The organism is Cupriavidus gilardii, assembly GCF_008801915.1.
Classification (GTDB): domain Bacteria; phylum Pseudomonadota; class Gammaproteobacteria; order Burkholderiales; family Burkholderiaceae; genus Cupriavidus; species Cupriavidus gilardii.
This window is the reverse complement of the sequence record NZ_VZOV01000002.1, coordinates 396,915-421,854: the sequence shown is the minus strand read 5'-3', so window position 1 is coordinate 421,854 and position 24,940 is coordinate 396,915. Positions and strand designations below refer to the sequence as shown.

At 68.4% G+C, this 24,940-nt stretch carries 21 protein-coding genes and 1 tRNA gene; 8 read left to right on the top strand and 14 right to left on the bottom strand.

The features are described 5' to 3' along the window. Position 1: 1 nt before the first annotated feature. Positions 2-1,168 (bottom strand): glycosyltransferase family 4 protein, encoded by a 1,167-nt coding sequence (locus F7Q96_RS04760; protein WP_315904141.1) that lies wholly within the window; start codon positions 1,166-1,168, stop codon positions 2-4. A gap of 336 nt (positions 1,169-1,504) precedes the next feature. On the opposite strand from F7Q96_RS04760, the gene F7Q96_RS04755 reads away from it, so the two are divergent. The 4 genes from F7Q96_RS04755 to F7Q96_RS04740 all read left to right on the top strand — a co-directional run bounded on the left by F7Q96_RS04755 (position 1,505) and on the right by F7Q96_RS04740 (position 6,404). Further along, entirely contained in the window at positions 1,505-2,890 is a 1,386-nt protein-coding gene (locus F7Q96_RS04755) for a phosphomannomutase/phosphoglucomutase (RefSeq protein WP_053821190.1), read from the top strand. Beyond that, entirely contained in the window at positions 2,871-4,001 is a 1,131-nt protein-coding gene (waaC, locus tag F7Q96_RS04750) for a lipopolysaccharide heptosyltransferase I (protein WP_053821191.1), read from the top strand. The genes F7Q96_RS04755 and waaC overlap by 20 nt, the downstream gene beginning before the upstream one ends. Positions 4,002-4,003: 2 nt before the next feature. Then, positions 4,004-5,422: a lipid IV(A) 3-deoxy-D-manno-octulosonic acid transferase gene (gene waaA / locus F7Q96_RS04745; RefSeq protein WP_082371600.1), complete on the top strand. Its 1,419-nt coding sequence runs from the start codon at positions 4,004-4,006 to the stop codon at positions 5,420-5,422. A gap of 130 nt (positions 5,423-5,552) precedes the next feature. Continuing rightward, positions 5,553-6,404 (top strand): META and DUF4377 domain-containing protein, encoded by an 852-nt coding sequence (locus tag F7Q96_RS04740; protein WP_249041650.1) that lies wholly within the window; start codon positions 5,553-5,555, stop codon positions 6,402-6,404. A 126-nt stretch (positions 6,405-6,530) separates the two neighbouring features. Here the strand turns inward: F7Q96_RS04740 and F7Q96_RS04735 are convergent, their stop codons facing one another. The 9 genes from F7Q96_RS04735 to F7Q96_RS04695 all read right to left on the bottom strand — a co-directional run bounded on the left by F7Q96_RS04735 (position 6,531) and on the right by F7Q96_RS04695 (position 16,505). After that, positions 6,531-7,694 carry an AAA family ATPase gene (locus tag F7Q96_RS04735; protein WP_151022186.1) on the bottom strand — a complete coding sequence of 388 codons (1,164 nt, stop codon included), beginning with the start codon at positions 7,692-7,694 and terminating at the stop codon, positions 6,531-6,533. Between the two features lie 43 nt (positions 7,695-7,737). After that, positions 7,738-8,040 carry a BrnA antitoxin family protein gene (locus F7Q96_RS04730; protein ID WP_053821192.1) on the bottom strand — a complete coding sequence of 101 codons (303 nt, stop codon included), beginning with the start codon at positions 8,038-8,040 and terminating at the stop codon, positions 7,738-7,740. After that, entirely contained in the window at positions 7,994-8,278 is a 285-nt protein-coding gene (locus F7Q96_RS04725) for a BrnT family toxin (protein WP_315904140.1), read from the bottom strand. Before F7Q96_RS04725 ends, F7Q96_RS04730 begins: the two co-directional genes overlap by 47 nt. Before the next feature lie 204 nt (positions 8,279-8,482). After that, positions 8,483-9,877, bottom strand: coding sequence for a TolC family outer membrane protein (locus F7Q96_RS04720; RefSeq protein WP_053821193.1), 1,395 nt, complete (start codon positions 9,875-9,877; stop codon positions 8,483-8,485). A gap of 162 nt (positions 9,878-10,039) precedes the next feature. Beyond that, a complete protein-coding gene (locus F7Q96_RS04715) occupies positions 10,040-10,366 on the bottom strand; it encodes a rhodanese-like domain-containing protein (protein WP_006579501.1) in 327 nt (108 codons plus the stop codon). A 13-nt stretch (positions 10,367-10,379) separates the two neighbouring features. Further along, a complete protein-coding gene (locus F7Q96_RS04710) occupies positions 10,380-11,033 on the bottom strand; it encodes a protein-L-isoaspartate O-methyltransferase family protein (protein WP_053821194.1) in 654 nt (217 codons plus the stop codon). Positions 11,034-11,197: 164 nt separating this feature from the next. Beyond that, positions 11,198-14,440 carry an efflux RND transporter permease subunit gene (locus F7Q96_RS04705; RefSeq protein WP_053821195.1) on the bottom strand — a complete coding sequence of 1,081 codons (3,243 nt, stop codon included), beginning with the start codon at positions 14,438-14,440 and terminating at the stop codon, positions 11,198-11,200. An 18-nt stretch (positions 14,441-14,458) separates the two neighbouring features. Beyond that, positions 14,459-15,568, bottom strand: coding sequence for an efflux RND transporter periplasmic adaptor subunit (locus F7Q96_RS04700; RefSeq protein WP_082371602.1), 1,110 nt, complete (start codon positions 15,566-15,568; stop codon positions 14,459-14,461). A gap of 13 nt (positions 15,569-15,581) precedes the next feature. Continuing rightward, positions 15,582-16,505 (bottom strand): TetR/AcrR family transcriptional regulator, encoded by a 924-nt coding sequence (locus tag F7Q96_RS04695; protein WP_226994827.1) that lies wholly within the window; start codon positions 16,503-16,505, stop codon positions 15,582-15,584. Positions 16,506-16,703: 198 nt separating this feature from the next. On the opposite strand from F7Q96_RS04695, the gene F7Q96_RS04690 reads away from it, so the two are divergent. From F7Q96_RS04690 to F7Q96_RS04680, 3 genes are all read left to right on the top strand, one after another. Further along, positions 16,704-16,994 (top strand): YkgJ family cysteine cluster protein, encoded by a 291-nt coding sequence (locus F7Q96_RS04690; RefSeq protein WP_053821197.1) that lies wholly within the window; start codon positions 16,704-16,706, stop codon positions 16,992-16,994. 21 nt (positions 16,995-17,015) lie between these two features. Further along, positions 17,016-17,585 (top strand): DUF1439 domain-containing protein, encoded by a 570-nt coding sequence (locus F7Q96_RS04685; RefSeq protein WP_053821198.1) that lies wholly within the window; start codon positions 17,016-17,018, stop codon positions 17,583-17,585. Between the two features lie 183 nt (positions 17,586-17,768). Continuing rightward, entirely contained in the window at positions 17,769-18,650 is an 882-nt protein-coding gene (locus tag F7Q96_RS04680) for an undecaprenyl-diphosphate phosphatase (RefSeq protein ID WP_006576557.1), read from the top strand. A gap of 348 nt (positions 18,651-18,998) precedes the next feature. Here F7Q96_RS04680 and trmB read toward each other — a convergent pair whose 3' ends face one another. Then, a complete protein-coding gene (gene trmB / locus F7Q96_RS04675) occupies positions 18,999-19,778 on the bottom strand; it encodes a tRNA (guanosine(46)-N7)-methyltransferase TrmB (RefSeq protein WP_053821199.1) in 780 nt (259 codons plus the stop codon). Positions 19,779-20,031: 253 nt separating this feature from the next. Between trmB and F7Q96_RS04670 the strand changes: the two genes are divergently transcribed. Next, positions 20,032-21,426, top strand: a complete 1,395-nt coding sequence (locus F7Q96_RS04670; protein WP_226994828.1) for a Fic family protein — start codon at positions 20,032-20,034, stop codon at positions 21,424-21,426. Positions 21,427-21,636: 210 nt separating this feature from the next. Here the strand turns inward: F7Q96_RS04670 and F7Q96_RS04660 are convergent. The 3 genes from F7Q96_RS04660 to F7Q96_RS04650 all read right to left on the bottom strand — a co-directional run bounded on the left by F7Q96_RS04660 (position 21,637) and on the right by F7Q96_RS04650 (position 24,872). Continuing rightward, a tRNA-Gly gene (locus tag F7Q96_RS04660) sits at positions 21,637-21,711 on the bottom strand. A gap of 46 nt (positions 21,712-21,757) precedes the next feature. Continuing rightward, positions 21,758-22,687: an aldose epimerase family protein gene (locus F7Q96_RS04655; RefSeq protein ID WP_053821201.1), complete on the bottom strand. Its 930-nt coding sequence runs from the start codon at positions 22,685-22,687 to the stop codon at positions 21,758-21,760. 106 nt (positions 22,688-22,793) lie between these two features. Then, on the bottom strand, positions 22,794-24,872 hold the full coding sequence (locus F7Q96_RS04650; protein WP_053821202.1) for an acetoacetate--CoA ligase: 2,079 nt from the start codon (positions 24,870-24,872) through the stop codon (positions 22,794-22,796). Positions 24,873-24,940: the final 68 nt, after the last annotated feature.

Here is a 24,940-nt window from a genome sequence, read left to right as displayed (position 1 = left end):
CTCAGGCCCTGTCCCGCGCGAGCGGCACGTTGGCCGGCGCGGCAGCCGGCAGATGCTCGCGGTAGGTCGACCAGGTCGCATCGGCCATTGCGGTCACGCCATAGTGCAGCGCCCAGCGTTCGCGTGCGGCCGTGCCCAGCGACGCCCGCAGCGTGGCATCGCCGGCCAGGCGCGCCAGCGCGTCGGCCAAGGCCGGCACGCTGCCGGGCGCGCACAGCAAGCCGCAGCGTCCGTCGTCGAGCTGCTCGCGAATGCCGGGCAGATCGGTGGCGACGACCGGCAGACCGGCGCGCATCGCCTCCAGAATGGACAGCGGAAAGCCCTCGTGGTCGGAGGCCAGCACGAAGGCCTGCGCCGATGCCAGCAGCGCTGGCACGTCGGCGACGTTGCCGCTGAACACCACGCGGCCGGGGGCGAGGCGTTCGGCCAGCGCCCGCATCGTCGGCAGTAGCGGACCATCGCCGGCGATCACCAGTTCGCAACCGGCCAGCGCGCCATCGCCATGGGCCAGCTCGGCGAAGGCGCGGATCAGCAGATCGGGCCGTTTCGGGGCGGCAAAGCGCGCAACCATCACGATGCGATGCATCGGCGCGCCTGGCACAGCGCGTTCCGGCACATCCGCAATGCCGTTGTGGATCACCGCAATCCGCCGCGCCGGCAGGGGCAGGCCGCGCGCCAGTTCGCGCTCGGCCTGGGCCACGCAGATCAGCCGTGCGGTCAGCGGGGCCAGCAGCCATTCGGCGGCGCGGGCGGCGAGCCGCTGCCGGCGCGGCGCGGCGGGCTTGAAGCCGAAGCCGTGCACGGTATAGACGACCGGGATGCCGAGCAGCCAACCGGCGATGCGGCCCAGCGCGCCGGCCTTGGCGCTGTGCGCGTGGATCAGGTCCGGATCGGCCTGCCGCAGCGCCGCCATCAATTCGCGCAGCGCCGCGATCGCGCGCAGCGGCGACAGCGCGTTGTCGAGCAGGGACAGCCGGATCGCGCGTGCGCCCAGTGCCTCGGCAGTCGGCAGCAGCGGACCGTCGCCGCCGGCCAGCACGAGCGCTTCCACACGGTTGCCCAGCGCCTCCAGCAGCGTGGCCACATGGGCCTGCGCGCCGCCGATCTCCGAATTGGTGATCAGGTAGGCGATACGGGGCCGTTCGGCCCGCTCCCGATCCGCCGGCACGGCGGAGGGGGACAGGGGCTGAAGCTGGGACCGGCGCTGGGACCGGCGCGCCGGAGAATGGGGAAACGAGCGCGGCGACAGGGGCACGGTGGCAGGAGGGCGCGATATCGGAATGGCGGCGGGAATGGCGGCGGGCGGCGCAGCAAATCGTGCGTGCGATGGCGTGTGTCAGGACACCGAACTGCCCGGCCGAACCGATTATAACTGCCGTGCCTGATCGCAATCCGGCAAAATACAGGTTTTGGCGCGCCGTTCTGGGCACATGGCAGGGCATGCGAACTGCCCGGCTCCAAGCCCTCGGTGGGGCGCCCGCTCCCTTCACTTCCAGGAAGCTGCATGCAAATCGACTCCTCCATCTTCAAGGCTTACGACATCCGCGGCATCGTCGGCAAGACCCTGACTCGCGACGTCGCCCGTGCCATTGGCCTGTCCTTCGGTTCCGCCGCCGCCGAGGCCGGCGAGACCGCGGTCGTCGTCGGCCGTGACGGGCGCCTGTCCGGGCCCGAACTGCTGTCGGCGCTGGTCGAGGGCCTGCGCGCCGCCGGCATGGACGTGATCGACCTCGGCATGGTTGCCACGCCGATGGTGTACTTCGGCACCAATATCGAGCTCGCCGGCCGCCGCGCGACCTCGGGCATCATGGTCACCGGCAGCCATAACCCGCCCGATTACAACGGCTTCAAGATGGTGCTGGCCGGCAAGGCGATCTACGGCGAGCAGATCCAGGGTCTGCGCCAGCGCATCGTCGACGAGCGCTTTGCCAGCGGCGCCGGGGGCTATCAGCAGGTCGATATCCGCCAGCTGTATCTGGACCGCATCGCCAGCGACGTCAAGCTGGCGCGGCCGATGAAGATCGCGCTCGATGCCGGCAATGGCGTGGCCGGTGCCTTCGTCGGCGATCTGTTCCGCGCACTGGGCTGCGAAGTGACCGAGCTGTTCTGCGACGTCGATGGCAACTTCCCGAACCACCATCCGGACCCCGCGCATCTGGAGAACCTGCAGGACCTGATGCGCTGCCTGCGCGAGACCGACAACGAACTGGGCCTGGCCTTCGACGGCGACGGCGACCGGCTCGGCGTGGTGACCAAGGACGGCCAGGTCATCTTCCCCGACCGCCAGCTGATGCTGTTCGCGCAGGAGATCCTGTCGCGCCATCCGGGCCAGCAGATCATCTACGACGTCAAGTGCACCGGCAAGCTGGCGCCGTGGATCCGCGAGCATGGCGGCGAGCCGCTGATGTGGAAGACCGGCCATTCGCTGGTCAAGGCCAAGCTGAAGGAAACCGGCGCGCCGATCGCCGGCGAGATGAGCGGCCACGTGTTCTTCAAGGACCGTTGGTATGGCTTCGACGACGGGCTCTATACCGGGGCCCGCCTGCTGGAAATCCTGTCGCGGCACGACGACCCGAGCGCCGTGCTGAACGCGCTGCCCAATTCGATCTGCACGCCCGAGCTGCAACTGAAGTGCGCGGAGGGCGAGCCCTTCACGCTGCTCGACAAGATCCGCGCCAATGCGAAGTTCGAAGGCGCGCGCGAGGTCATCACGATCGATGGCGTGCGTGTCGAATATCCCGACGGTTTCGGGCTGGCCCGTCCGTCGAACACCACGCCGGTGGTGGTGATGCGCTTCGAGGCCGATAACGACGCCGCGCTGGCCCGCATCCAGGCGGAATTCAAGCGCGTGATCCTGGCCGAGAAGCCGGATGCCCAGCTGCCGTTCTGAGCGGATGCCGGTCGAACCGGCAGTTCCGTTGCAGGACAGCGCCGCCCCCGAGGCGATCGAGGCCGCCGGCATGCCGCGCCCGCTGGACGTGCGCATGCCGGAGCGGCCGCGCATCCTGGTGGTCAAGGTGTCTTCTCTCGGCGACGTGGTGCACAACATGCCGCTGGTGCACGATCTGCGCGCGCGCTGGCCCGGCTGCGAGATCGACTGGGTCGTCGAGGAGGGCTATGTCGAACTGGTGCGGCTGCTGCCGCAGGTGCGGCGCGTGATTCCGTTCGCGCTGCGGCGCTGGCGCAAGGGCCTGTCCTCCGGGGCGGTGTGGAGCGAGCTGGCGGCCTTTCGCCGCGCGCTGCGCGAGGACGCTTACGACGCGGTGATCGAGACGCAGGGACTGCTGAAGACCGCGGTCGTCTCGCGCATCGCGCGCCGCCATCCGGGGGCGCCGGTGATCGGCCTGGCCAATGCGACGCAGGGCTCGGGCTATGAGCCGGCCGCGCGGCTGTTCTACACCGATCCGATCCAGGTCCCGCTGCAGACCCATTCCGTTCGTCGCTCGCGCCTGCTCGGTGCCGCGCTGACCGGCGTCGCGCCGGCGGAGCCGCCGCGCTTCTTCGGCGACGAGGCGCGCGTGCTGCATGCCAACGATCCGCTGTGGTCCGATCTGCCGACGCGCTACGCGGTCTGCTTCCATGCGACCGCCGGCGCCAGGAAGCGCTGGCCGCTGGAACACTGGCATGAGCTGGGCCGGCGCCTGTTCGCCGAGGGGCTGGCGGTGATGCTGCCGTGGGGCAACGAGGCCGAGCGGCAGGCCGCCGAGCGCATCGCCGCCGGCGTGCCGGGCTCGCGCGTGCTGCCGCGCTTCACGGTGATGCAGGGCTTCGGCCTGATCAATCGCGCCGAACTGGTGGTCGGCGTCGACACGGGGCTGGTGCATATCGCCGCGGCGCTGTGCCGGCCGACCGTGGAAATCTATACCGCGACCTGGCGCTGGAAGACCGAGGGCTATTGGTCCGCGCGCATCGCCAATGTCGGCGACGACGGCGAGACGCCGACGGTCGAGGAGGTCCATGCGGCGGCGCGCCGCGTGCGTGGGCTCGGACGGGAAGGCTGATGCTGTTGCGTGTTCTGTACAACCTGGCATGGGGTTTGATCCTGCCGGCCGCGCTGGCCCGGCTGGCGTGGCGCGCGCGCAAGGAGCCCGGCTATCTGCGGCATGTCGGCGAACGGCTCGGACGCTACGAGGGGCTGCCGACGCAGGGCCCATGGATCTGGGTCCATGCGGTCTCGGTTGGCGAGACGCGCGCCGCGCAGCCGCTGATTGCGCGGCTGCTGGCCGCCTATCCCGGCCATCGCATCGTGCTGACCCATATGACGCCGACCGGCCGGCAGACCGGCGCCGAGCTGTTCGGCGCAGAGATGGCCACCGATCCGCCGCGGCTGGTGCAGTGCTACCTGCCCTACGACGTGCCGGCGCTGGTGCGGCGTTTCCTCGCGCATTTCCGGCCGGAGGCCGGCATGCTGATGGAGACCGAGGTCTGGCCGAACCTGGTGCGCGGCGCGCGGCTGGCCGGCGTGCCGCTGTACCTGGTCAATGCGCGGCTGTCGCCGCGCAGCTTCCGCCGTACCGCCCGCTTCGGCCTCGCCGCGGCGGCGATGTATGCGGACTTCACCGAGGTCCTGGCGCAGACCCAGGGCGATGCCGAGCGCTTTCGCGCGCTGGGCGTGGCGGCGGTGCGCGTGACCGGCAACCTGAAGTTCGACATGCAGCCATCGGCCGAGCAGATCGAGCGCGGGCAACGGCTGCGCCGGGCCTTCGGCACGCGGCCGGTGTTGGCCGCGGCGAGTACGCGCGAGGGCGAGGAAGCGATGCTGCTCGACGCGCTGTCGCGCTGGCGCAAGCTGTGCGGGGACGTGTGGGGCAAGGGTTCGGGCGACGAGCGTCCGCCGGCGCTGCTGCTGGTGCCGCGCCACCCGCAGCGCTTCGATGCGGTGGCGGCGATGGTCACGCAGACCGGCTTCACGCTGCAGCGCCGCAGCGCGCTGGATGAGGACGGGCTCGATCGCCCGATCGAGGCCGACGTGCTGCTGGGCGATTCGATGGGCGAAATGGCCATGTATTTCGCGGCATCGGATGTCGCCTTTATCGGCGGCAGCCTGTTGCCGCTGGGCGGCCAGAACCTGATCGAGGCCTGCGCGGTCGGCACGCCGGTGCTGATCGGCCCGCATACCTTCAACTTCGCCCAGGCCACCGACGATGCGATCGCCGCCGGCGCCTGCCTGCGCATCGACAGTGCCGAGCAGCTGATGCATACCGCCGCGGTGCTGCTGTCCGATCGCGAACGGCTCGCCCGCATGCAGACACAGGCGCGCGCCTTTGCTGGCGAACACCGCGGCGCCACCGCGCGTACCGTCGAGGCGCTGGTGCCCGCGCTGCCGGCGCCGGCCCAGGCTCCGACCCCGCCGACCCCTGCCGGCCATGCTGGCCATGCGGCCGATGGATCGGCCCCGCCGCACAGCGAAGGCACTCGCTGACCGCGGCCGCGTCAAACCAATTGCGTACACTTGCTGCCAGGCGCGCCCCGTGTGGGCGCGTCCGGCATTCTCTTTGCTTCGGGACGCATCATCGTCTGCGATGCATCCCGCCAACCCGAGGAGCGAACCGATGTCCCTGTCCTTCCGCATGGGTACCGCCGCCGCGGCAGCAGCGCTGCTGGGCGCGGCGATGACCGGCTGCGCCACCGCGCCGGCCCCCGATTCGCCGTCGGCCACGCCGACCCTGAGCGAGACCCGGCCCGGCGGCCCCAGCCGCTGGGAGCTGGTGCGCTGGCAGATGCCGGACGGCTCGCTGAAGCAGATCCCGCATGGCGACAACGGCGAGCCGGTACTGTTCGAGTTCAATGCCGGCATCGATGCGGCGCAGGGCACGGTGACCGGCAGCGCCGGCTGCAACCGGATGACCGGCAGCTATGGCAAGACCGACAGCGGCATGCGCTTCGATCGCATCGCCACCACGCGCCGCGCGTGCCCGCCGCCATTGATGGAGGTGGAAAACAGCCTGCTGAAGGCGATGCAATCCCCGTTTACGACGGTCGGCACGCAGCCGTCGGCGGGCTCCACGGGCCGGCAGATCATCTGGAAGACGGCGGATGGCGATCTGCTGCATTTCGTCGAACGCGAGGGCGTGGGCCGCCGCGGCGAACGTCTCGAAGGCCAGCAAGGTCAGCAGGGCCAGTCCCAGCCGCAGGCAGCCGCGTCGGGCGTCGAGAAGACCGTCTATGTGGACTCGCAGCGCGTCGAATGCACTGGCGTCGGCAAGCAGACCTGCTATCGGGTCCGCGACGATCCCAACGCCCCGTGGCAGCTGTGGTACGGGCCGATCGAAGGACTCGACTTCGAGCCCGGCATCGCCTACACGCTGCGCGTGCGCGAGTACCGCGTGCCCAATCCCCCGGCCGATGCGTCCGCGATCCGCTGGGAGCTGCTGGAGGTACAGCGGCGTACGCGGGTGAATTGAAGGCAAGCAGGATTTACCGATGGAGCGCAATCCCACGCCCCCCGGCACTGTGCCCGCCGGCGAGAGGGAGGCACAGTGCGCTTGTCCATCGCCGGAAAGGAGGGCGCGGCAGCGCCCGCATCCCGGCTAACGCGGCAACCAGCTCCACGCCGGCCGCTGCAGATCGACAAGGCCAGCCACCTGCGTCTGCCCCAGCTGCTTCTCCAGCACGATCGACTGGCTGTCGGGCTGCTGCTCGAGCGCCGCGATCAGCCGGGCCGCATGTGATACCACGATGACCTGCGAGCGTTGCGCGGCCTTGCCGATCATGCGTCCCAGCGCAGGCAGCAGATCGGCATGCAGGCTCGTCTCGGGTTCGTTGAGCACCAGCAGTTCCGGCGGGCGCGGCGTGTGCAGCGCCGCGGCCAGCAGCAGATAGCGCAGCGTGCCGTCCGAGAGCTCCGCCGCGCGCAGTGGCCGCAGCATGCCCGGCTGCCACAGCAGCAGTTCAAACCGGCCGTCCTGCGCGCCGACCTCGATGCGTGAGCCGGGAAACGCATCGTCGATGCATTCGTTCAAAGCCTCCCGATCGCCGATCTCGCGGATCGTCTGCAACGCCGCGGCCAGATCGCGGCCATCGTCCGACAGCACCGGCGTATGCGTGCCGACCTGCGGGCGGCGTGCCAGCGCATCGGCATCGGTACGGAAATGATCGTAGAAGCGCCATGAGCGGACCTGCTCGCGCACCGTCAGCATCTCGGGCGTGCTGCGGCGGTCCGCATATTCGGTCAGCATGCTGTCGAAGCCGCGCAGAGGCAGCGGCAGGGTTTGCCATCGCCCCTTGTCATCGCGCGCCCGCACGCCGGCGCCGCGCCGGTCGACCAGCAGCGACGAAGGATGGGCGGCCTCGCCATGCCAGATGGTTTCGCGCTTGATGTCCGGGTCCAGCGTGAACATCGAATCGATCGCCTGCCGCAGTCCGAGTTCGATCGCATAGCCAAACTCGTCCGACGCGAAGCCCAGGCGCAGCGACACCGGATGCTGGCGCACCGTGCCCTGCACCGGCTGTTCGCCGCGCAGCATCGCCCGGGAGATCGTTTCGGGACCGGCCCACAGCGTCGACTGCATGCCGCCTTCCCGCGCCAGCGCTGCCACCACACCGCCTTGCGCGGTCGCGGCCAGCAGACGCAGCGCGCGATACAGATTCGATTTGCCGGTCCCGTTCTGGCCGCTGACCACATTGAGCGGCCCCAGCGGCATCACCAGCTCCCGGATGGAGCGGTAGTTGGCGATGGCGAGGGTGGTGATCATGTGCTGGAGGTCCGATCAGGCGCCATGCCGATGTCATCCGTATTCAGTTCGGTTCGATGGCGAAATCGGCGTCGGCATCCTCGAGAGGGTGTTCGACCAGGAACACCTTCAAGGCGCCATCGACGCGGCGTTGCCAGCCCTTGCCGCTGGAGCGGAACACGGCAAGGACTTCGGGTGACAGCCGCAGGGAGACATGTTGTTTGGTTTGCGCCTGCTTGGGCCGCCCTCGGCGTACCAGGCGCTTTCCCTCGTAGAGATCGGCTTCGTGGAAGAAGTCGGCATCCAGTTCAGGCGCATCGTCAGACTCGAGCGAGTGCTGCCTGGTAGTGCGCTTGTTCTCTTGCATTTGCCTTCCTCATGCTGATGATGCGTCGCGTCTTGCCGCGGAGCGTCCACACGATGACGACCACGCGTTGGTCCAGCGTTCCCACGGAGATGAAACGCGGTTCTCCATAGTCCTGTCGGCGGTCGGCGCGCGTGAAGTGAAGGCCATCAAATACCTTCGCGCATTCGGCGAAATCCAGCCCCCGTTCCGCGAGCGTACGTTCGCGCTTCGCGGCGTCGAAAGACAGTGTCAAGGCCATTATAGCGACGGATGGATGAATTTATGTAGCACAAAAATGTGCCTGGGGAGATCAGGACCTGGGAGTGGGGCGCGTGGAGACATGCCATGGCGCACGCCCATGGCGGATTGAATTGCGAAAGGGGGATCGCCGCTTTGCCGTTGCGGCGCCAACGGAAGAAATTCGGCCATCGGCATTGCACCGACGGCCGTGAATCGTTGTGCGCTAGCCGCGCTTTGCCGTGCGCGCCGGCTTCGCCGCCGGCGCGGCGGCCTTCGGCGGCTCGGGCAGCTTGTACATCGACCCCGGCGGCAGGGTCAGCAGCGTGTTGATCTGCACCAGGTCGTCTTCGCTGAGCGAGCCGGTGGCGGCCTTCAGGCGCAGGCCGTTCATGATGGTGTCGTAGCGGGCGCGGGCCAGGTCGCGGCGGGTCGAGAACAGCTGGGCCTCGGCGTTCAGCACGTCGATGTTGATCCGCACGCCCACCTCGTAGCCGAGCCGGTTCGATTCGACCGCGGTCTGCGCCGAGCGCTCGGCCGCTTCCAGCGCGCGTACCTGGGCCAGTCCGTTGGACACGCCGGAGAAGGTCTGCCGCGCGTTCTGCGCCGCGGTGCGGCGCGCGAATTCGAGATCGCTGGCGGCACGGTCGGCCAGCGCCAGCGTTTCGCGCGCACGCGACTGGATCTGGCCGCCTGCGTAGATCGGAATGGTCAGCTGCACGCCGATCTGCGCGCTGTTGTAGCGGCTGGCGACGTTGACCTGCTGCTGGATCAGGCCGGACGAGTCCTGATAGCCGTAGGAGGCCACCAGATCGACCGAGGGCAGGTGGCCGGCGCGCGCCTTGTTGTATTCGCGCTGCGCGGTCTCGAGGTTGTAGCGGGCCAGGCTGACCTGCGGGTTGGTCTGTTCCGCCTGCTGGGCCCACAGATTGACGTCGGCCGGCTGCGGTCCCGGGATATCGGCGGCAGGGCGCAGGCCCATCAGCTCGTCCACCGGCCTGCCGGTGATCTGCTGCAGCGTCGCGCGCCGGACCTCGAGCTCGTTCTGCGCGGCGATCTCGGTCGAGACGGCCAGGTCGTAGCGGGCCTGCGCATCGTTGGTATCGGTGATCGTCGCGGTACCGACCTCGAAGTTGCGCTTGGCCTGCTCCAGTTGCTCGGCGATCGCACGCTTCTGCGCGCCGGCCAGATACAGGTTGTCCTGCGCGGCCAGCACGTCGAAATACGCCTGCGCGGTGCGCGTGATCAGGTCCAGTTGCGCCTGGCTGAAGGTCACTTCCCCCGCCAGCGCGGCCAGTTCGCCCTGCTTGTAGGTTTCCCAGCGGTCCCAGCGGAACAGCGGCTGCGTCAGCTGCAGCGCCCAGTTCTTGTTGTTCAGGAAGCGGTTGGCGTCGATCGGCGCGCTCTGGTCGATCTTGGTGCGGGTGACGCCGGCCACGCCGTTGATCTGCGGCAGCAGCCCGGCGCGGCCCTGCGGCAGCCGTTCCTGCGAGGCCGCAAGCTGGGCCCGCGCGCTGGCGAACTGGGCGTCGTTGGACTGCGCTTCGCGATAGACCTGCAGCAGGTCCGCCGCGCTGGCCGGCAGGGGCATCACGGCGGCCAGGCACAGCGCCAGCGCCATGCCGGTCAGGCCAACGGGACGGCCGCTCGAGCGACCCTTCGACAGATCATTCGATAGACCATTCGACGCAACAGCATGCGCGGCACTCCGCGCGGAACACAGCGCAAACCTCATGACGTCTCCAGCTTGTCGGACGCTGCGCGGCCGACGGTTAGCGTCCGCTCAGTACTTCGGCATCGCGGGATCGACCTGCTCGGCCCACGCATGCACGCCGCCGCTCAGGTTGTAGACCTTGCCGAAGCCGTGCTGCCGCTCCAGGAAGTTGGCCACCTGCATGCTGCGGCCGCCGTGATGGCAGACGCAGACGACCTCGGCGTCCGGGTCCAGTTCGGCCGCGCGCGCGACGATCTGGCCCATCGGGATATGCGTGATGCCGGGCAGCGCGCAGGTCTGGACTTCCCAGTCCTCGCGCACGTCGAGCAGCACCGGCTTGGCGCGGTTGGCGTCGCCCAGCCATTGGGACAACTCGGTGGCGGTAATCTGCTGCATGGTGGTTTCCGGTTCAGAACTGGAAGCGCGACGGCGGCTTGATGCCGGTCAGCGGGGCGACTGCGGTCTCGAACAGATTGACGGTCTGGTATTCGGTGTCCGACACGCGCGTGATCAGCTGCGCCTCCATCACCGGCAGCGTGCCGACGAAGGCGGCGATGCGGCCGCCGACCTTGATCTGCGACAGGATCGCCTCGGGCACCGCCGGCAGCGAGCCGGAGATGCAGATCACGTCGTAGGGGGCGCCGGCGGGCCAGCCTTCGGCGGCGTTGCCCTCGGCCACCTCGGCATTGACGATGCCGGCCTTGGCGAGGTTGTCGCGGGCCAGCGCGGCCAGCTCGGGGCGGATGTCGACGGTCAGCACGTGGCGGGCGCGATGCGCCAGCAGCGCGGCCATGTAGCCGGAACCGGCGCCGATCTCGAGCACGTTCTCGTGCTTGCGCACGCCCAGTTCCTGCAGCACGCGGGCCTCGACGCGCGGCGCCAGCATGTTCTGGCCGCCCGGCAGCGGGATTTCCGTATCGACGAAGGCCAGCGCCTGGTACGCCGTGGGCACGAACTGCTCGCGCTTGACCACGGCCAGCAGGTCGAGGATTTCCTGATCCAGCACGTCCCAGGGCCGGATCTGCTGTTCGATCATGTTGAATCGGGCTTTTTCGAGGTCCATCTTGCCTTCCTTGCTATGCCAACCGCTGTTTGTTTCGTGTTCCGGCCGCGCGGTGCCAGGGGCCGGGGAATTCCGTCAAACCCGACATTTTAACTCCCCGGCGTGACGCCGGGGCATCCGACCGGAGCGGGGGGCGGGGCGCACGGCGCCGGCGGGCCGGGCCGTCATTCCGCGCTCGCGGGACGGCCCGGGGCGGGCAGGGCAGGCTCCGCGGCCGGGTCCTGGCTCGCTGGTGCCACTGCCTCGGTCCCGCTCTCCGGCCCCTCCGCTGCCGCCTTGCCCCGCCAGCGTCGGGCCAGCCAGCCGCCAAGGTCGTCCAGGTAGGTGTAGATCACCGGCACCACCACCAGCGTCAGGATCGACGAGGTGATGATGCCGCCGATCACCGTCTGCCCCATCGGCGCGCGCTGCTCGGCGCCTTCGCCAAGGCTGAAGGCCAGCGGCACCATGCCGAAGATCATCGCCAGCGTGGTCATCAGGATCGGGCGCAGCCGCACGCGCGCCGCCTCGACCAGCGCGGCCTCGCGCGACAGCGGCGCCTTGCCATGCTCGCCGCGCCGCGCCTGATTGGCGAAGTCGACCAGCAGGATCGCGTTCTTGGTCACCAGGCCCATCAGCATGATGAAGCCGATGATCGAGAACATGTTCAGCGTCGAGCCGAACAGCAGCAGCGCCGCGAACACGCCGATCAGCGTCAGCGGCAGCGAGGTCATGATGGCGATCGGCTGGAAGAAGCTGGCGAACTGCGACGCCAGGATCATGTAGATGAAGATCACTGCCAGCGCGAGCGCCGACACCGCATAGCCGAACGATTCGTTCATCGACTTGGTCGACCCGCCGAAGCGGTACTTGTAGCCGACCGGCCATGTCATGCCGTCGAGCGCCTGCTTGATGTCGCGCGCGACTTCGCCCTGCGACCGTCCGGCCGTATTGGCCGTCAGCTCGACCTCGCGGTTCAGGTCGCGGCGGCTGATCTGGTTGGCGCCGGTGGTCGGTACCAGCTCGGCGATCTGGCGCAGCGGCACCATCCGGGGCGAGCCGTCGGGGTTGGTCTGCGTGCTGGCGATCATCAGCGCCGACAGGTCCGCCATGCCGGTGCGCGCGTCCTTCGGCAGCCGTACGCGCACGTCGTAGTTCTCGTCATCCGGCGCGCGCCAGCTGCTGATCGCATCGCCGGCCAGCAGCGGCCGCAGCGCGTTGCCGATCTGCGCGATGCCGATGCCCAGGTCCGAGGCCAGCTCGCGGCGGATGCGCACCTCGACCGTGGGACGGTCGTCCTTCATGCTCGAATCGAGATCGACCAGCCCGGGGATCGCCCGCATCCTGCGCGAAGCCTCCTCCGACAGCCGCTTCAGTTCGCCCAGGTCGTCGCCCTGCAGCGAGACCTGGATCGCCTTCTGCCCGCCGGCGCCATCGGGCATGCCGACCATCGTCAGCGTGATGCCGGCGATGCGGTTCATGCGCTCGCGGATCAAGGGATTGAGCTGCGCAGTGGTCCGCTCGCGCTGCTTGCGGTCGACCAGCCGCACCGACACCAGCGCGTTGTTGCGGCCCGAGGTGTTGCCGGCATTGATGGTGGCGTAGGTATAGGCGACCTCCGGGAATTCGCGCAGCGCGGCCTCGACCTGCCGCACCTTGGCCTCGGTGACCTCGAGCGCGGTGCCCACCGGCGTGGTGAAGCCGATCTGCGTCTCGCCCAGGTCGGCGTTCGGCACGAACTCGGTGCCGATCAGCGGCACCAGCGCGAAGCTGCCGAAGAAGGTCGCCACGGCGATCAGCGCGGTCGCCAGCCGGTGCTTCAGCGCCCAGCCCAGCATCGCGCCATAGCCGTGGCCGAGCGCGTCCATCCGCGCCGAGAACCAGTCCAGCAGCCGGCCGATGCTGCGCCCGTACCAGCTGCGCTTGTTGCCGGTGCCGTGCAGGTCCGGATCGTGCCAGACCGACGACAGCATCGGATCCAGCGTGAACGACACGAACATCGAGATCATCACCGCGGCGACCACGGTGATGCCGAACTGATGGAAGAAGCGGCCGATGATGCCGCCCATGAAGCCGACCGGCAGGAACACCGCGACGATCGAGAAGGTCGTCGCCAGCACCGCCAGGCCGATCTCCTCGGTGCCGTCCAGCGCCGCCGCGCGGTGGTTCTTGCCCATCAGGTTGTGCCGCACGATGTTCTCGCGCACGACGATGGCATCGTCGATCAGCAGGCCGACGCATAGCGACAGCGCCATCAGCGTGATCACGTTCAGCGTGAAGCCGAACAGGTACATCACGCCGAAGGTGCCGATCAGCGCGATCGGCAGCGTCAGGCCGGTGATCACCGTGCTGCGCCACGAGCCGAGGAACAGGAAGACGATCGCCACTGTCAGGAAGGCGCCCTCGAGCAGCGTCGAGCGGACCTCGTCGACGCTGCGGCGGATGCCGCGCGCGCTGTCGTTGATCACGGTCAGCTGCACGCCGGCCGGCACCAGCTTGCGCACCTCGTCGGTCATGCGGATCAGCCCGTCTACGGTATCGACGGTGTTCTGCCCCTGCGCCTTGACGACCGACAGGAACAGCGCGCGCTTGCCGCCGAGCAGGGCCAGGCTTTCCTGTTCCTGCTCGCCGTCGCGTACCTCGGCCACCTGCTCCAGCGTGACCGGCTGGTTGCCGCGCCGCGCGACGATGATCTGCCTGAACGCGGCGGGATCGACCACGCGGCCCTTGATCTGCACCACGGTCTCGGTCGCCGACGAACGCAGCTCGCCCGCCGGCAGCTCCTGGTTCTCGTTGCGGATCGCAGTCATCACCTGATCGACGCCGATGCCCAGCGCCTCGAGCTGGGCCGGCCGGATGCGGATCTCGATCTCGCGCTTGGTGCCGCCGACGATGCTGATCGCGCCGACGCCGCGCACCGTCTCCAGCCGTTTGCGCACGATCTGGTCCGCGATGGTGGTCAGCTCGCGCTGGCTGCGCGCCGAGCCGGGCGCGTTGGAGACCGACAGATGGAAGATCGGCGCGTCCGACGGGTCGTAGCGCAGCACGCGCGGTTCCTCGACCTCGTCGCGGAACTGCGGGCGGATCAGCGCGATCTTGTCGCGCACGTCCTGGGCGGCCTGCGCCACGTCGACCGACAGGTCGAACTTGATCACGACGACCGAGGTGCCCTGGTACGAGTGCGAGAAGATCTCGTCGATGCCCGAGATCGTATTGACGATCTCCTCGACCTTGCGCGTGACATCGGACTCGACCGACTCGGGCGGCGCGCCCGGATATTCGGTCTGCACCACGACGATCGGGAAGGTGATGTCGGGAAACTGGTCGACCGGCAGCCGCTGGTACGAAAACAGCCCGATCACGATGAAGGCCATCATCATCATCGTGGCCATCACCGGGTTGCGGATCGACAGACGCGTGAACCACATATCGGGCGCTCCGCTCGTTCAGGCCCTGGTCAGGCGAACCTGACTGCCGACCCGCAAGGTGCCGAGGTTGCTGCGCACGACCTGCGCGCCGCTCGCCAGCCCGCCGGCGATCTCGACCAGCCCGGTGCTGTCGTCGCGGATGCCAAGCTGCACCGGCCGCTCGGCCAGCACGCCGTTCTCGATCACATAGACGAAGGCGCGCTCGCCCTCGGTGCGTACCGCGGTGATCGGCACCGACACCACGCCGGCGCGCTGTCCCAGCACCAGTCCGCCCTGCGCGAACATGCCGGCGCGCAGCCGATGCTCGGGGTTGTCGACGCGCACGTAGACCATGATGCTGCGCGTGCCCTGCGTGACGGCCGGATTGATCCGCACCAGCTTGCCCTCGAAGCGGCCCGCGCCCTCGACGTCGAGCTGCACCGGCTGGCCGATCGCGACGCGGCCCACGTCGCCCATCGGCACCGGCGCTTCCAGTTCGAGGACGCGCAGGTCGACCACCTCCAGCAGCGCGGTGTCCGGCGACACCTTCTCGCCCGGCTGCACCGAACGGACCGCGACCATGCCGTCCAGCGGCGACTTGACCACCGTGTCGGACAGCGCCTTCTGCGCAACCGCCAGTCCGCCTTCGGCCGCATCGAGATTGGCCCTGGCCACGTCGAGTTCGGACTGGAACTTGTCGAAGGCGGTCTTCGAGATGAAGCCGCGCCCGACCAGATCGCGATTGCGCTCGTACGTCTGCCGCGCGTTCTCGTACTGCCCGCGCTGGGCCAGCATCTGCCCGCGCGCCTGCGTGACCTTGGCCTGGTATTCGGTCGGATCGATGCGCACGATCACCTGGCCGGCGCGCACCGGCTCTCCTTCGCGCACCAGCACGTCGCGGACCTCGCCCGAGACCTTGGCCTTGACCGCGGCCTGGTTCAGCGCGCGCAGGCTGCCCGACAGCGGCAGCGTCACGCGCAGATCGTGAATGTCGGCGGCAACCACGTCGGCCTGCAGCAGCTCGATCACGTTGGCCGCCGGGGCAGGGGCCACCGCTGCAGGGGGCTGCCTGCTGCCGCTGGCCTTGCGCACCATGGCGCCGGCGCCGACCAGCACGGCCAGGGCCAGCACGGCCAGCCCCAACACCATGGGCAGCAGCTTGTTACGCGGAATCTTCATCGTCGGGGGCGCGGCCGGCGCGGCGGCGCTTCGGTTTCGGTTCGGGGCTGGCCGCCGCGGTGGGGCGGCCGTTTGCACGTGCGGCCGGGCGCGCGGTGGGGCGCTGCTTTCCATCGAGGGGCGCGTCATCCTGCAATCGCGCTTGCTGCTGCATCTCGTCCCGGATCTGTTCCCAGACGTAGGGGCCGGCCTGCGGTGGCAGCGGCGTATCGCGCGCGGCCCCGGCGGTCAGGCCGAACAGCAGCACCTGCAGCAGGTTGTCGAGAAACGCCTCGGGGTCGATGTCGGTGTCGGCGCCGATGCGGAAGGCGCGCTGCCACAGCATCAGGAATACCAGCGGGGCGCAGATCAGCGTGGTGGTCGGATTGGCCGGCAGCGCGCGGAACTCGCCGCGGGCGACGCCACGCGCCAGCACGCGCGCGAACAGCTCGTCGCCGGGCACCATCACTTCCTCGTGGTAGAAGCGCGCGATATCGGGGAAGTTGGCCGATTCGGCCATGATCAGCTTGGTCAGGCCCGCCACCGGGGTCGCGCCGATCAGTCCCCACCAGCCGCGCAGCAGCTCGCGCAGCAGTTCCGGCGTCGAGCCTTCGTAGCTGTCGACCAGATCGGTGCCGCGCACCAGCGCCGGCACGAGGTTCTCGCGCACCACGGTCTTGAACAGTTCCTTCTTGTTGGCGAAGTACAGATAGACCGTGCCCTTCGATACCCCGGCCGCCGCGGCGACGTCCTCCAGCCGCGTGGCCGCGTAGCCGCGCTCGACGAACAGTTCGAGCGCCGCCGCCACCAGCTCCTGCGGACGGGCGGATTTGCGGCGCGACCAGCGCCGCGCTTCGGGGGCGCCGCCGTGGGCACCGTCGTTGGCGCCAACGCTGGCATCGAGGCGTCGGACTTGGGGTGGATTCACTGCAGGGGAGCACCGCGCCAGGACGGGCGGCGAAATAAATAACCGATGGGTCAGTAATGTAGTGTGCACGCCCGGGAGAGGTCAAGCGCGGCGCCCGGATGTGGGCCGGAACACAGGCCGCGGCCGGGCAGTGGTGCACAATGGCGGCTTTGGCGCCGGGGCGAACCCGCCCGCGCCAGGCCGTTCTGAACCATTGCGATGTCCTGCCAGTCTGACGTTTCCTGCCGTGCCGGTTGCGGCGCCTGCTGTATCGCGCCGTCGATCGCCTCGCCGCTGCCGGGCATGCCGCGGGGCAAGCCGGCCGGCGTACCGTGCGCGCAGCTGCTGCCCGATATGCGCTGCGCGGTGTTCGGCCGCCCCGAGCGGCCTGCCTTCTGCGGCGGCCTGCGGCCCTCGGCCGAGATGTGCGGCGATTCGCGCGACGCGGCGCTGCACTGGCTGACGCAACTTGAGGTCGCGACCGCGCCGGCATCGGCCCGCGGCGCCTGATCCCAACCTGGAGAACAGTGGATGGCCACGATTTCTCGCCGGCGCTGGCTGGCGGCCTGCGGCACCGCCGCGCTGACCGTGTCGCTCGCCTGGCTGGCCGGCTGCGGCTGGGTCGGCAACGAATACACCTTTTCGCAGAGCCAGCTGCAGTCCGCGCTCGAGCGCAAGTTTCCGTTCAGCCAGCGCTACATGCAGCTGTTCGACATTCAGCTGGCCAACCCGCAACTGGTGCTCGATCCGCAGCGCAATCGCGTCAGCATCGCGTTCGACGCGACGCTGGACAACCGGCTGTTCTTCCGCGAGGCGATGAAGGGACGCTTTGCCCTCGACAGCGCGCTGCGCTACGACCCGGCGACGAAGTCCGTGGTGCTGCAGGATCCCGAGGTCAAGCAGTTCGACGTGGCCGGGCTGCCGCAGCAGTACTCGCGTCAGCTGAACGCGCTCGGCGGCATTCTGGCCGAGCAGCTGCTGCAGGACTATCCGCTCTATACGTTCAAGCCCGACGAGCTCAGGTTCGGCGGCTCGCGTGTCGAGCCCGGTACAATCACCGTGCTGCCGGACGGCATCAACGTCAAGATCAATCGTCCGTAGCAGCGCAGAACAATCGATGCGAGGCCGGCGTTCGCCCGGCCTTCGCGGGGCGGCATGGTCGTGCCGCCCTGGGTCGTCCCCGGTATCAACGCTATTCGCTATTTACGCGTGCTCGTGTGGCTGCGCCAATGCGCCGGCCGGCGGGCGCCTTGTCCCTGAATCGCTCCAATCGTCCGCTATCGCATGGATATCGCCATCGCCCTCAAAGCCCTGATCCTCGGCATCGTCGAAGGACTGACCGAGTTTCTCCCGATCTCCAGCACCGGGCACCTGATCCTGGCCGGCGAGCTGCTGAACTTCAACGACGAGAAGGGCAAGATCTTCGAGATCGTGATCCAGTTCGGCGCGATCCTGGCCGTGTGCTGGGAATTCCGCCGGCGCATCGTCGACGTCGTCGGCGGGCTCGCCACCGAGCCGCGCGCGCAGCGTTTCGCGATCAACGTGATCATCGCGACGGTGCCGGCGATCGTGCTGGCCTTCCTGCTCGGCAAATGGATCAAGGCCTATCTGTTCAACCCGATCACGGTGGCGACGGCGTTCATCGTCGGCGGACTGGTGATCCTGCTGGCCGAATGGCGCGAGAGTCGGCGCGGGCAGGTGTCGCATCCGCAAGGCAATGCGCTGCTGGAAGCGGCCAAGGCCAGCGCGCCGCGCATCGAATCGGTCGACGACATGAACTGGCGCGACGCGCTGAAGGTCGGCATCGCGCAGTGCTTCGCGCTGGTGCCGGGCACCTCGCGCTCGGGCGCCACCATCATCGGGGGCATGCTGTTCGGACTGTCGCGCCAGGTCGCGACCGAGTTCTCGTTCTTCCTGGCGATCCCGGTGATCTTCGGCGCCAGCGTCTACGAACTGTACAAGGCGCGCGATCTGCTGTCGGCCGACGACATCGGCGTGTTCGCGATCGGCTTCGTGTTCGCCTTCCTGTCGGCCTTCCTGTGCGTGCGCTGGCTGCTGCGATTCGTCGCGACGCACGACTTCAAGCCGTTCGCCTGGTACCGGATCGTGTTCGGCGTGCTGGTGCTGGCCACCGCGCAGCTGGGCATCGTGGCCTGGCACGGTTGAACGTTTTGCCGCGTGGTTTGCTCCCCTCTCCCGCTTGCGACAGAGGGGCGGGGGGAGAGGGCATGCGGCGGTGGTCATGCCGGCATGGTTTGAAACCACCTCCCTCTCCCCAACCCTCTCCCCCATGAGGGGGAGAGGGAGAACGCATTAGGTTTGCCAAGCCCCGTAGTGCTGCATTCTTTCTCCCCTCTCCCGCTTGCGGGAGAGGGGCGGGGGAGAGGGCATGCGGCGGTGGTCATGCCAATGCCGATTGAACCACCTCGCTCTCCCCGGCCCTCTCCCCATGAGGGGAGAGGGGGAACGCAATAGGTCGCCTGAGGGTCAGGTCAGCTGTCCTTCAGCCTCCGCTCATCCCCGCTTGCGGAACACCACATCCCAGACGCCGTGTCCAAGCCGTAGCCCGCGGCGCTCGAACTTGGTCACCGGCCGGTAGTCGGGCCGCTCGGCAAAGCCGCCCGGCGTGTCCGAAGTATTCGCCAGCGTCGGCTCGCCCGACAGCACCTCGACCATCTGGTGCGCGTACTCCTCCCAGTCGGTTGCGCAGTGCAGATAGCCGCCCGGCTTCAGGCGGCTCGCCAGCAGCTTGACCAGCGGCGGCTGCACCAGCCGGCGCTTGTTGTGGCGCTTCTTGTGCCACGGATCGGGGAAGAAGATGTGCACGCCGTCCAGGCTCTCCTCGGTCAGCATGTGGGCCACCACTTCGACCGCGTCGTGCTGCAGGATCCGGATATTGCCGATGCCGCGCTCGCCGATCAGCTTGAGCAGTGCCCCCACGCCCGGCTCGTGCACCTCGCAGCCGAGGAAGTTGTCCTGCGGCCGCAGCTGCGCGATATGCGCCGTCGTCTCCCCCATGCCGAAACCGATCTCCAGGATCGATGGCGCTTCTCGCCCGAACGCCGCCTGCCAGTCCAGCGGCTGGCCGGTGTAGGGCAGCACGAAGCGCGGGCCCAGCTCGTCGATTGCGCGCTGCTGGCCGGTCGAGGTCCGCCCCGCCCGGCGCACGAAGGAGCGGATGCGGCGCGGATGGGCGACATTGGCGGCGGGGTCCTGCGCGTGGCCGCTCGGTTCGCCGGCAGTGCCGGACATCTCGTCGTCGGGCAGGGTAGGGGTGGATTCGTCGGGAAGCATGGCAACAAAAAGGCCGCCGGGCGATTCACCGAACAGGGCGAGAGCGGCGGCCAGAGGATACGTTCGTCAGGGGCGCCATTTTACCGCAGGCGTACCGGCGCAATAGCCGCGCCGCTGTTTGTCCCGGGACGATACTTTCGGTCTGCGGTGTGGCCTGTCTTTCAGCGCTGGAATGGGTGCAATGAGCTGCAACGGGCCGAAATGGGCTGCAATGAGCTGGAACGAGCTGGAAATGAGCTGGAAATGAGCTGCAATGAGCTGCAATGAGCTAGAATGGGCCAAAACTGCCCGGACGAGGCCAATGACAGTCAGAGATGAGGTTCTTGCTGCACTTCAACAGCAAAGCCGTACGAGCGCCCCATGGCTCAGCTCTACCGAACTTAAAAGTAAAGTCCGGGCCAGCTGGACCACGGTCAAGCGTCAACTCGACGCGCTCGTCCGAGACGGCCAGGTGGTGCGCGAGGGGCGGTCACGCGCCACGCGATATCGCCTTGCCGAGGGCGGCCAGCCGGTCGCGACGGTGGCGCCGCGGCCCGCGGACCATCTCGGACCGGCGTGGTCCGACGAAAGCAAGGCGATCCTGGCGATACTGTCGCTTCCCTTGGGCATGCGAGAGCCGGTCACCTACGATCGATCGTTCGTCGACGCCTATGTGCCCAACGTCAGCACGTTGCTGCCTCCGAGACTGGCGGCCGCGCTGGCCGAGGAAGGCCGGATGAGCGGCCAGCAGCCTGCCGGCACCTATGCGCGCAAGGTGCTGGAACCGCTGCTGATCGATCTGTCCTGGTCGTCGTCGAGGCTCGAAGGCAACCGCTATTCGCTGCTGGCTACGGAGCAGCTCTTCAAGAGCGGGATCACGGACGGCGACCTCGATGCGGTCATGCTGCTCAATCACAAGGCCGCCATCGAATTCATGGTCGATGCGGTGCCCGAGTATGGGTTGACCACGGTGCTCGTCCGAAACGTGCATGCCATCCTGATGCGCGACCTGCTAGCGGACGCCAGCGGACTCGGCGGCATTCGTCGCAAGGTGGTCAATATCACCGACACGACCTATTTGCCGGCCCAGGTGCCGAACCTGCTCGAAGAGATGCTGGGCCAGATCATCGAGAAGGCCCGAAGCGTCAAGAACCCCGTCGAAGCCTCGTTCTTCCTGTGGGTCAATCTCGCCTACCTGCAGCCGTTCGAGGACGGCAACAAGCGCACCAGCAGGCTGTCGGCCAACATTCCGTTGATGCTCTACAACTGTGCGCCGCTTTCGTTTCTCGATATCGAGGTGCGCGACTACGCGTGGGCCATGATGGGCGTCTACGAACACCGCAACGTCGCCTTGGCCGCCGACCTGTTCGAATGGGCTTACCGGCGTTCGATCCGGAAATACGCCGTGATGCTGGAAGCGATGGGCGTTCCCGACCCTGTGCGGCTGCAGTTCCGCGAAGCCTTGAACGAGGCGATCGGCCGCGTGGTACGGGAGCGCCAAACCGCTGAAGAGGCGATCGCCGCCATGTCGCTGCAGCAGGACCAAAGCGAGGTCTTCCGAACCCTGCTCGATGCGGAGCTTCGCAGCCTGGACCTATATAACTGCGCGCGCTATCGCCTGACCCTGCGACAGGTCGAGCAATGGATCAGCGCAGGCAGGCCTCGGTAGCGGTGGAGGCGGGCTCCGAGGTGGCGCACCGGGCAGCGCCCCGAGCGGCGATGTTTCCCGGCTACCACCTCCACTATCCGAGTTGCCGCCATTCGTCGCGGGCGATGCGATCGCTGATCGGGGCACTGCGTTATTCGGCGAAACGGCCGGTATCGCGAGAGAACACCGACAGGCGCTCTTACAACCGGAAGGAACTGCAGGAGGGAAGGGTGGAGCGGGCGATGGGAATCGAACCCACGTCTTTGGCTTGGGAAGCCAAGGTAATAGCCATTATACGACGCCCGCGCGAGGCGGCCATTTTATGCGCGATCCGGCTGCGCGCGCAAGGCGGCTACGCGGGAAGCAGCCGGCAAACCGCCTCGGTGCGGTTGCCTGGCGCGACCCACAGCGTTTCGCCGCGCCGATGAATCGCGTCGGGCAAGGCCAGCCACGGCTCGACGCAATAGAAGTCCGAATCCTCGCGTTCGCTCCAGGTCGTCACGGCTTGCCAGGGGACCGTCCTTCCGTTGGCATCGAGATCGATCCGGATGGCGTGGCCCGTATCGCCGCCATCGCTTGACGGAATCGCCAGCTCGCACGCGCCGGCCACGGGCGCATGCAAGCGGTGGAAGGTGTCCTGCAGGCGCGGGTCATCCAGTGCGTAGACCGCTTCGCCGGGCCGGGCCGCGGTCAGGCTGCCACCGGGGCGCTGCCGTAGCCATTCGGCCGGCGGCATCGTCAGCCGGCATTGGCCGCGCAATTCGTGAGGCACGGCGAAATAGAAGTGGTGGCCCGCATAGAAGGGCAGCGGCTCGCGGCCGGCATTGCGCACCGCCAACGTGACTTCGAGTCCGTCTTCCAGCAGCCGGTAGCTTGCCTCGAAGCGGAACGAAAACGGATAGGCGTCGCGCGTCGCATCCGAATCGGTCAGGACCATCGTGATCGAGCGCGCCGGATCGCAGTCGGCGATCTCGAACGGCAGGTCGCGCGCGAAGCCGTGCTGCGGCATGGGACGTACCACGCCCTTGCCATCGCGCCATTTGCCGGGTTCGCCGTCGACGAAATGGCGGCCGATGAAGGGAAACAGCAGCGGATTGCCGCCACGGACCTTCGCCGGGCGCGACCAGTCGGCGTTGTCCGGCCAGTACAGGATGTCGGTGCCGCGATGGATCCAGCGCACCAGGCGGCCGCCGGCCCAAGGTGCGAGCAGCAGGGCGTTGCGCTCGTCGCCGATGCGGATCAGGTCCTGGTCCTGGAAGCGAAACGTCGGGTAGCTGGGCATGGTAGTCGCGGAACGGGGACAGGCGGGCGAAACCGCATGATACCGGCACGGCGCCGCCCGACCTTCGATACGTCGATGGCGTCGATGGCGTCGATGCCGCGATGCGCTAGGCGGTCGCCGCGCTGGTCTCGCTCAAGTACCGCCGCGCGTATTCGAAGTACCAGTCCAGCGTGTCCGGATTGGCCATCGCGTCGCGATTGGCGATCTTGTCCGGGTCATGGCCCAGCAGCAGCTTCTTGATCGGCACCTCCATCTTCTTTCCCGACAGCGTGCGCGGGATGCCCGGCACCTTCAGGATCGCGTTCGGCACGTGCCGCGACGACAGCGCCTCGCGAATGCGCGCGCGGATCGTGTCGACCAGCCTGTCGTCCAGCGCGATGCCTTCGCGCAGCACGACGAACAGCGGCATATACGAGTCGCGGCCGAGATATTCGAGGTCGACCACCATGCTGTCGAGCACCTCCGGCAGTTCCTCGACCACGCGATACAGCTCGCTGGTGCCCATGCGGATGCCGTGCCGGTTGATGGTGGCGTCCGAGCGGCCATAGATGATGGCGCCGCCGCGCGAGGTGATCTTGATCCAGTCGCCGTGGCGCCAGACGCCGGGGTAGGTATCGAAATAGCTGTCGCGGTAGCGCTTGCCGTCGGTGTCGCCCCACAGATAGAGCGGCATGGACGGCATCGGCTCGGTGCAGACCAGTTCGCCGACCTCGTCGATCCGCGGGTGGCCGGCCTCGTCGAAGGCCTCGACCTTGGCGCCGAGGCAGCGGCATTGCATCTCGCCGGCGTAGACCGGCAGCAGCGGGCAGCCGGCGACGAAGGAGCCGGCGAAGTCGGTGCCGCCGGACATCGGGGCCAGCCAGATATCGGCGCGCACGTTGCGGTAGAGCCAGTCGTAGGCCTCGGCGGGCAGCGGCGAGCCGGTCGAGCCGATGCCGCGCAGGCGGCTCAGGTCGGCCTCGCGCGACGGCACCACGCCGGCCTTGATGCCGCCGGTGAAGAACGCCGCGCCGGCACCGAACACCGTGATGCCGGCGTCTTCGACGAAGCGCCACAGCACGCCGGCATCGGGCCAGGCCGGATTGCCATCGTAGATGGCGATGGTGCTGCCGAGCAGCAGCCCGGCCACCTGCGCATTCCACATGATCCAGCCGCTGCTGCTGTACCAGTGGAAGACATCGTCGGGGCCGAGGTCGTTGTGGAACGCCATCAGCTTCAGCTGCTCGATCACGATGCCGCCGTGGCCGTGGACGATCGGCTTGGGCATGCCGGTGGTGCCCGACGAATAGACGATCCACAGCGGGTGGTCGAACGGCACGCTGTCGATCTGCAGCGGCACCTGATGCGCCAGCGCGTCCTGCCAGCGATGGCGGCGCAGCGCGCTCGCCTTGCCCGGGGCGCTTTCCGGTGCAGTTTCCAGCGTAGTTGCCCGCGCAGTTTCCAGCGCGGTGGTCGGTACCTCGTCCGGCGCTCCCAGCAGCGGCACGACGATCAGGTCCGTCAGCGATGGCAACGCATCGACCAGCTGCGCGACGACCGGGGTGCGGTCATAGGTCTTGCCGCCGTAGCGGTAGCCGTCGACGGCAATCAGCACCTTCGGTTCGATCTGGCGGAAGCGGTCGATCACCGCGACCTGTCCCATGTCCGGGGCGCAGCCCGACCAGACCGCGCCGACACTGGCGGTGGCGAGGAAGGCGACGATGGTCTGGGGGATATTGGGCAGATAGCCCGCCACGCGATCGCCGCGCTCGACACCCAGTTGCCGCAGCGTATGGGCCAGCGCCGCGACCTGCGCCTCGAGCGCGTCCCAGCTCAGTTCGGCCAGCGGTTGCGCTTCGCCCGCATGACGGATCGCGGCGCGCTGGCGAGCGGCGCCTTCGCCTGCATGGCGGAACACCTGCTGCACATAGTTCAGCGTGGCCCCTTCGAACCAGCGCGCACCCGGCATTTCCCGGCGCGTCAGCACCTGCCTGGCCGGCGTGTCGAAGCGGACGTCGAAGTAGGCGCGGATCGCGTCCCAGAAGGCCTCGATCTCGGTGACCGACCAGCGCCACAGGCTGTCGTAGTCGTCGAACGCGAGGCCGTGCGTTGCGCGCAGCCAGCGCATGAAGGGCGTCAGCCGCGCGCGCTCGCGTACCGCGGGCGACGGCGTCCAGACCAGCTTGCCTTCTTCCAGTGTCGTCATGTCTCCTCCTCTGCCTTGTTTTTTGCGCCCGCGCCGATGGGGCGCGGGTCGGGATGGCTCAAGGGATG

Bases quoted from the DNA above. Each gene is read 5' to 3' on its own strand.
- F7Q96_RS04755 (WP_053821190.1), top strand. From the start codon at position 1,505: ATGCAAATCGACTCCTCCATCTTCAAGGCTTACGACATCCGCGGCATC.
- waaC (WP_053821191.1), top strand. From the start codon at position 2,871: ATGCCCAGCTGCCGTTCTGAGCGGATGCCGGTCGAACCGGCAGTTCCG.
- F7Q96_RS04740 (WP_249041650.1), top strand. From the start codon at position 5,553: ATGTCCCTGTCCTTCCGCATGGGTACCGCCGCCGCGGCAGCAGCGCTG.
- F7Q96_RS04735 (WP_151022186.1), bottom strand. From the start codon at position 7,694: ATGATCACCACCCTCGCCATCGCCAACTACCGCTCCATCCGGGAGCTG.
- F7Q96_RS04730 (WP_053821192.1), bottom strand. From the start codon at position 8,040: ATGCAAGAGAACAAGCGCACTACCAGGCAGCACTCGCTCGAGTCTGAC.
- F7Q96_RS04725 (WP_315904140.1), bottom strand. From the start codon at position 8,278: ATGGCCTTGACACTGTCTTTCGACGCCGCGAAGCGCGAACGTACGCTC.
- F7Q96_RS04720 (WP_053821193.1), bottom strand. From the start codon at position 9,877: ATGGCGCTGGCGCTGTGCCTGGCCGCCGTGATGCCCCTGCCGGCCAGC.
- F7Q96_RS04715 (WP_006579501.1), bottom strand. From the start codon at position 10,366: ATGCAGCAGATTACCGCCACCGAGTTGTCCCAATGGCTGGGCGACGCC.
- F7Q96_RS04710 (WP_053821194.1), bottom strand. From the start codon at position 11,033: ATGGACCTCGAAAAAGCCCGATTCAACATGATCGAACAGCAGATCCGG.
- F7Q96_RS04705 (WP_053821195.1), bottom strand. From the start codon at position 14,440: ATGTGGTTCACGCGTCTGTCGATCCGCAACCCGGTGATGGCCACGATG.
- F7Q96_RS04700 (WP_082371602.1), bottom strand. From the start codon at position 15,568: ATGGTGTTGGGGCTGGCCGTGCTGGCCCTGGCCGTGCTGGTCGGCGCC.
- F7Q96_RS04690 (WP_053821197.1), top strand. From the start codon at position 16,704: ATGTCCTGCCAGTCTGACGTTTCCTGCCGTGCCGGTTGCGGCGCCTGC.
- F7Q96_RS04685 (WP_053821198.1), top strand. From the start codon at position 17,016: ATGGCCACGATTTCTCGCCGGCGCTGGCTGGCGGCCTGCGGCACCGCC.
- F7Q96_RS04680 (WP_006576557.1), top strand. From the start codon at position 17,769: ATGGATATCGCCATCGCCCTCAAAGCCCTGATCCTCGGCATCGTCGAA.
- trmB (WP_053821199.1), bottom strand. From the start codon at position 19,778: ATGCTTCCCGACGAATCCACCCCTACCCTGCCCGACGACGAGATGTCC.
- F7Q96_RS04670 (WP_226994828.1), top strand. From the start codon at position 20,032: ATGAGCTGCAATGAGCTAGAATGGGCCAAAACTGCCCGGACGAGGCCA.
- F7Q96_RS04655 (WP_053821201.1), bottom strand. From the start codon at position 22,687: ATGCCCAGCTACCCGACGTTTCGCTTCCAGGACCAGGACCTGATCCGC.
- F7Q96_RS04650 (WP_053821202.1), bottom strand. From the start codon at position 24,872: ATGACGACACTGGAAGAAGGCAAGCTGGTCTGGACGCCGTCGCCCGCG.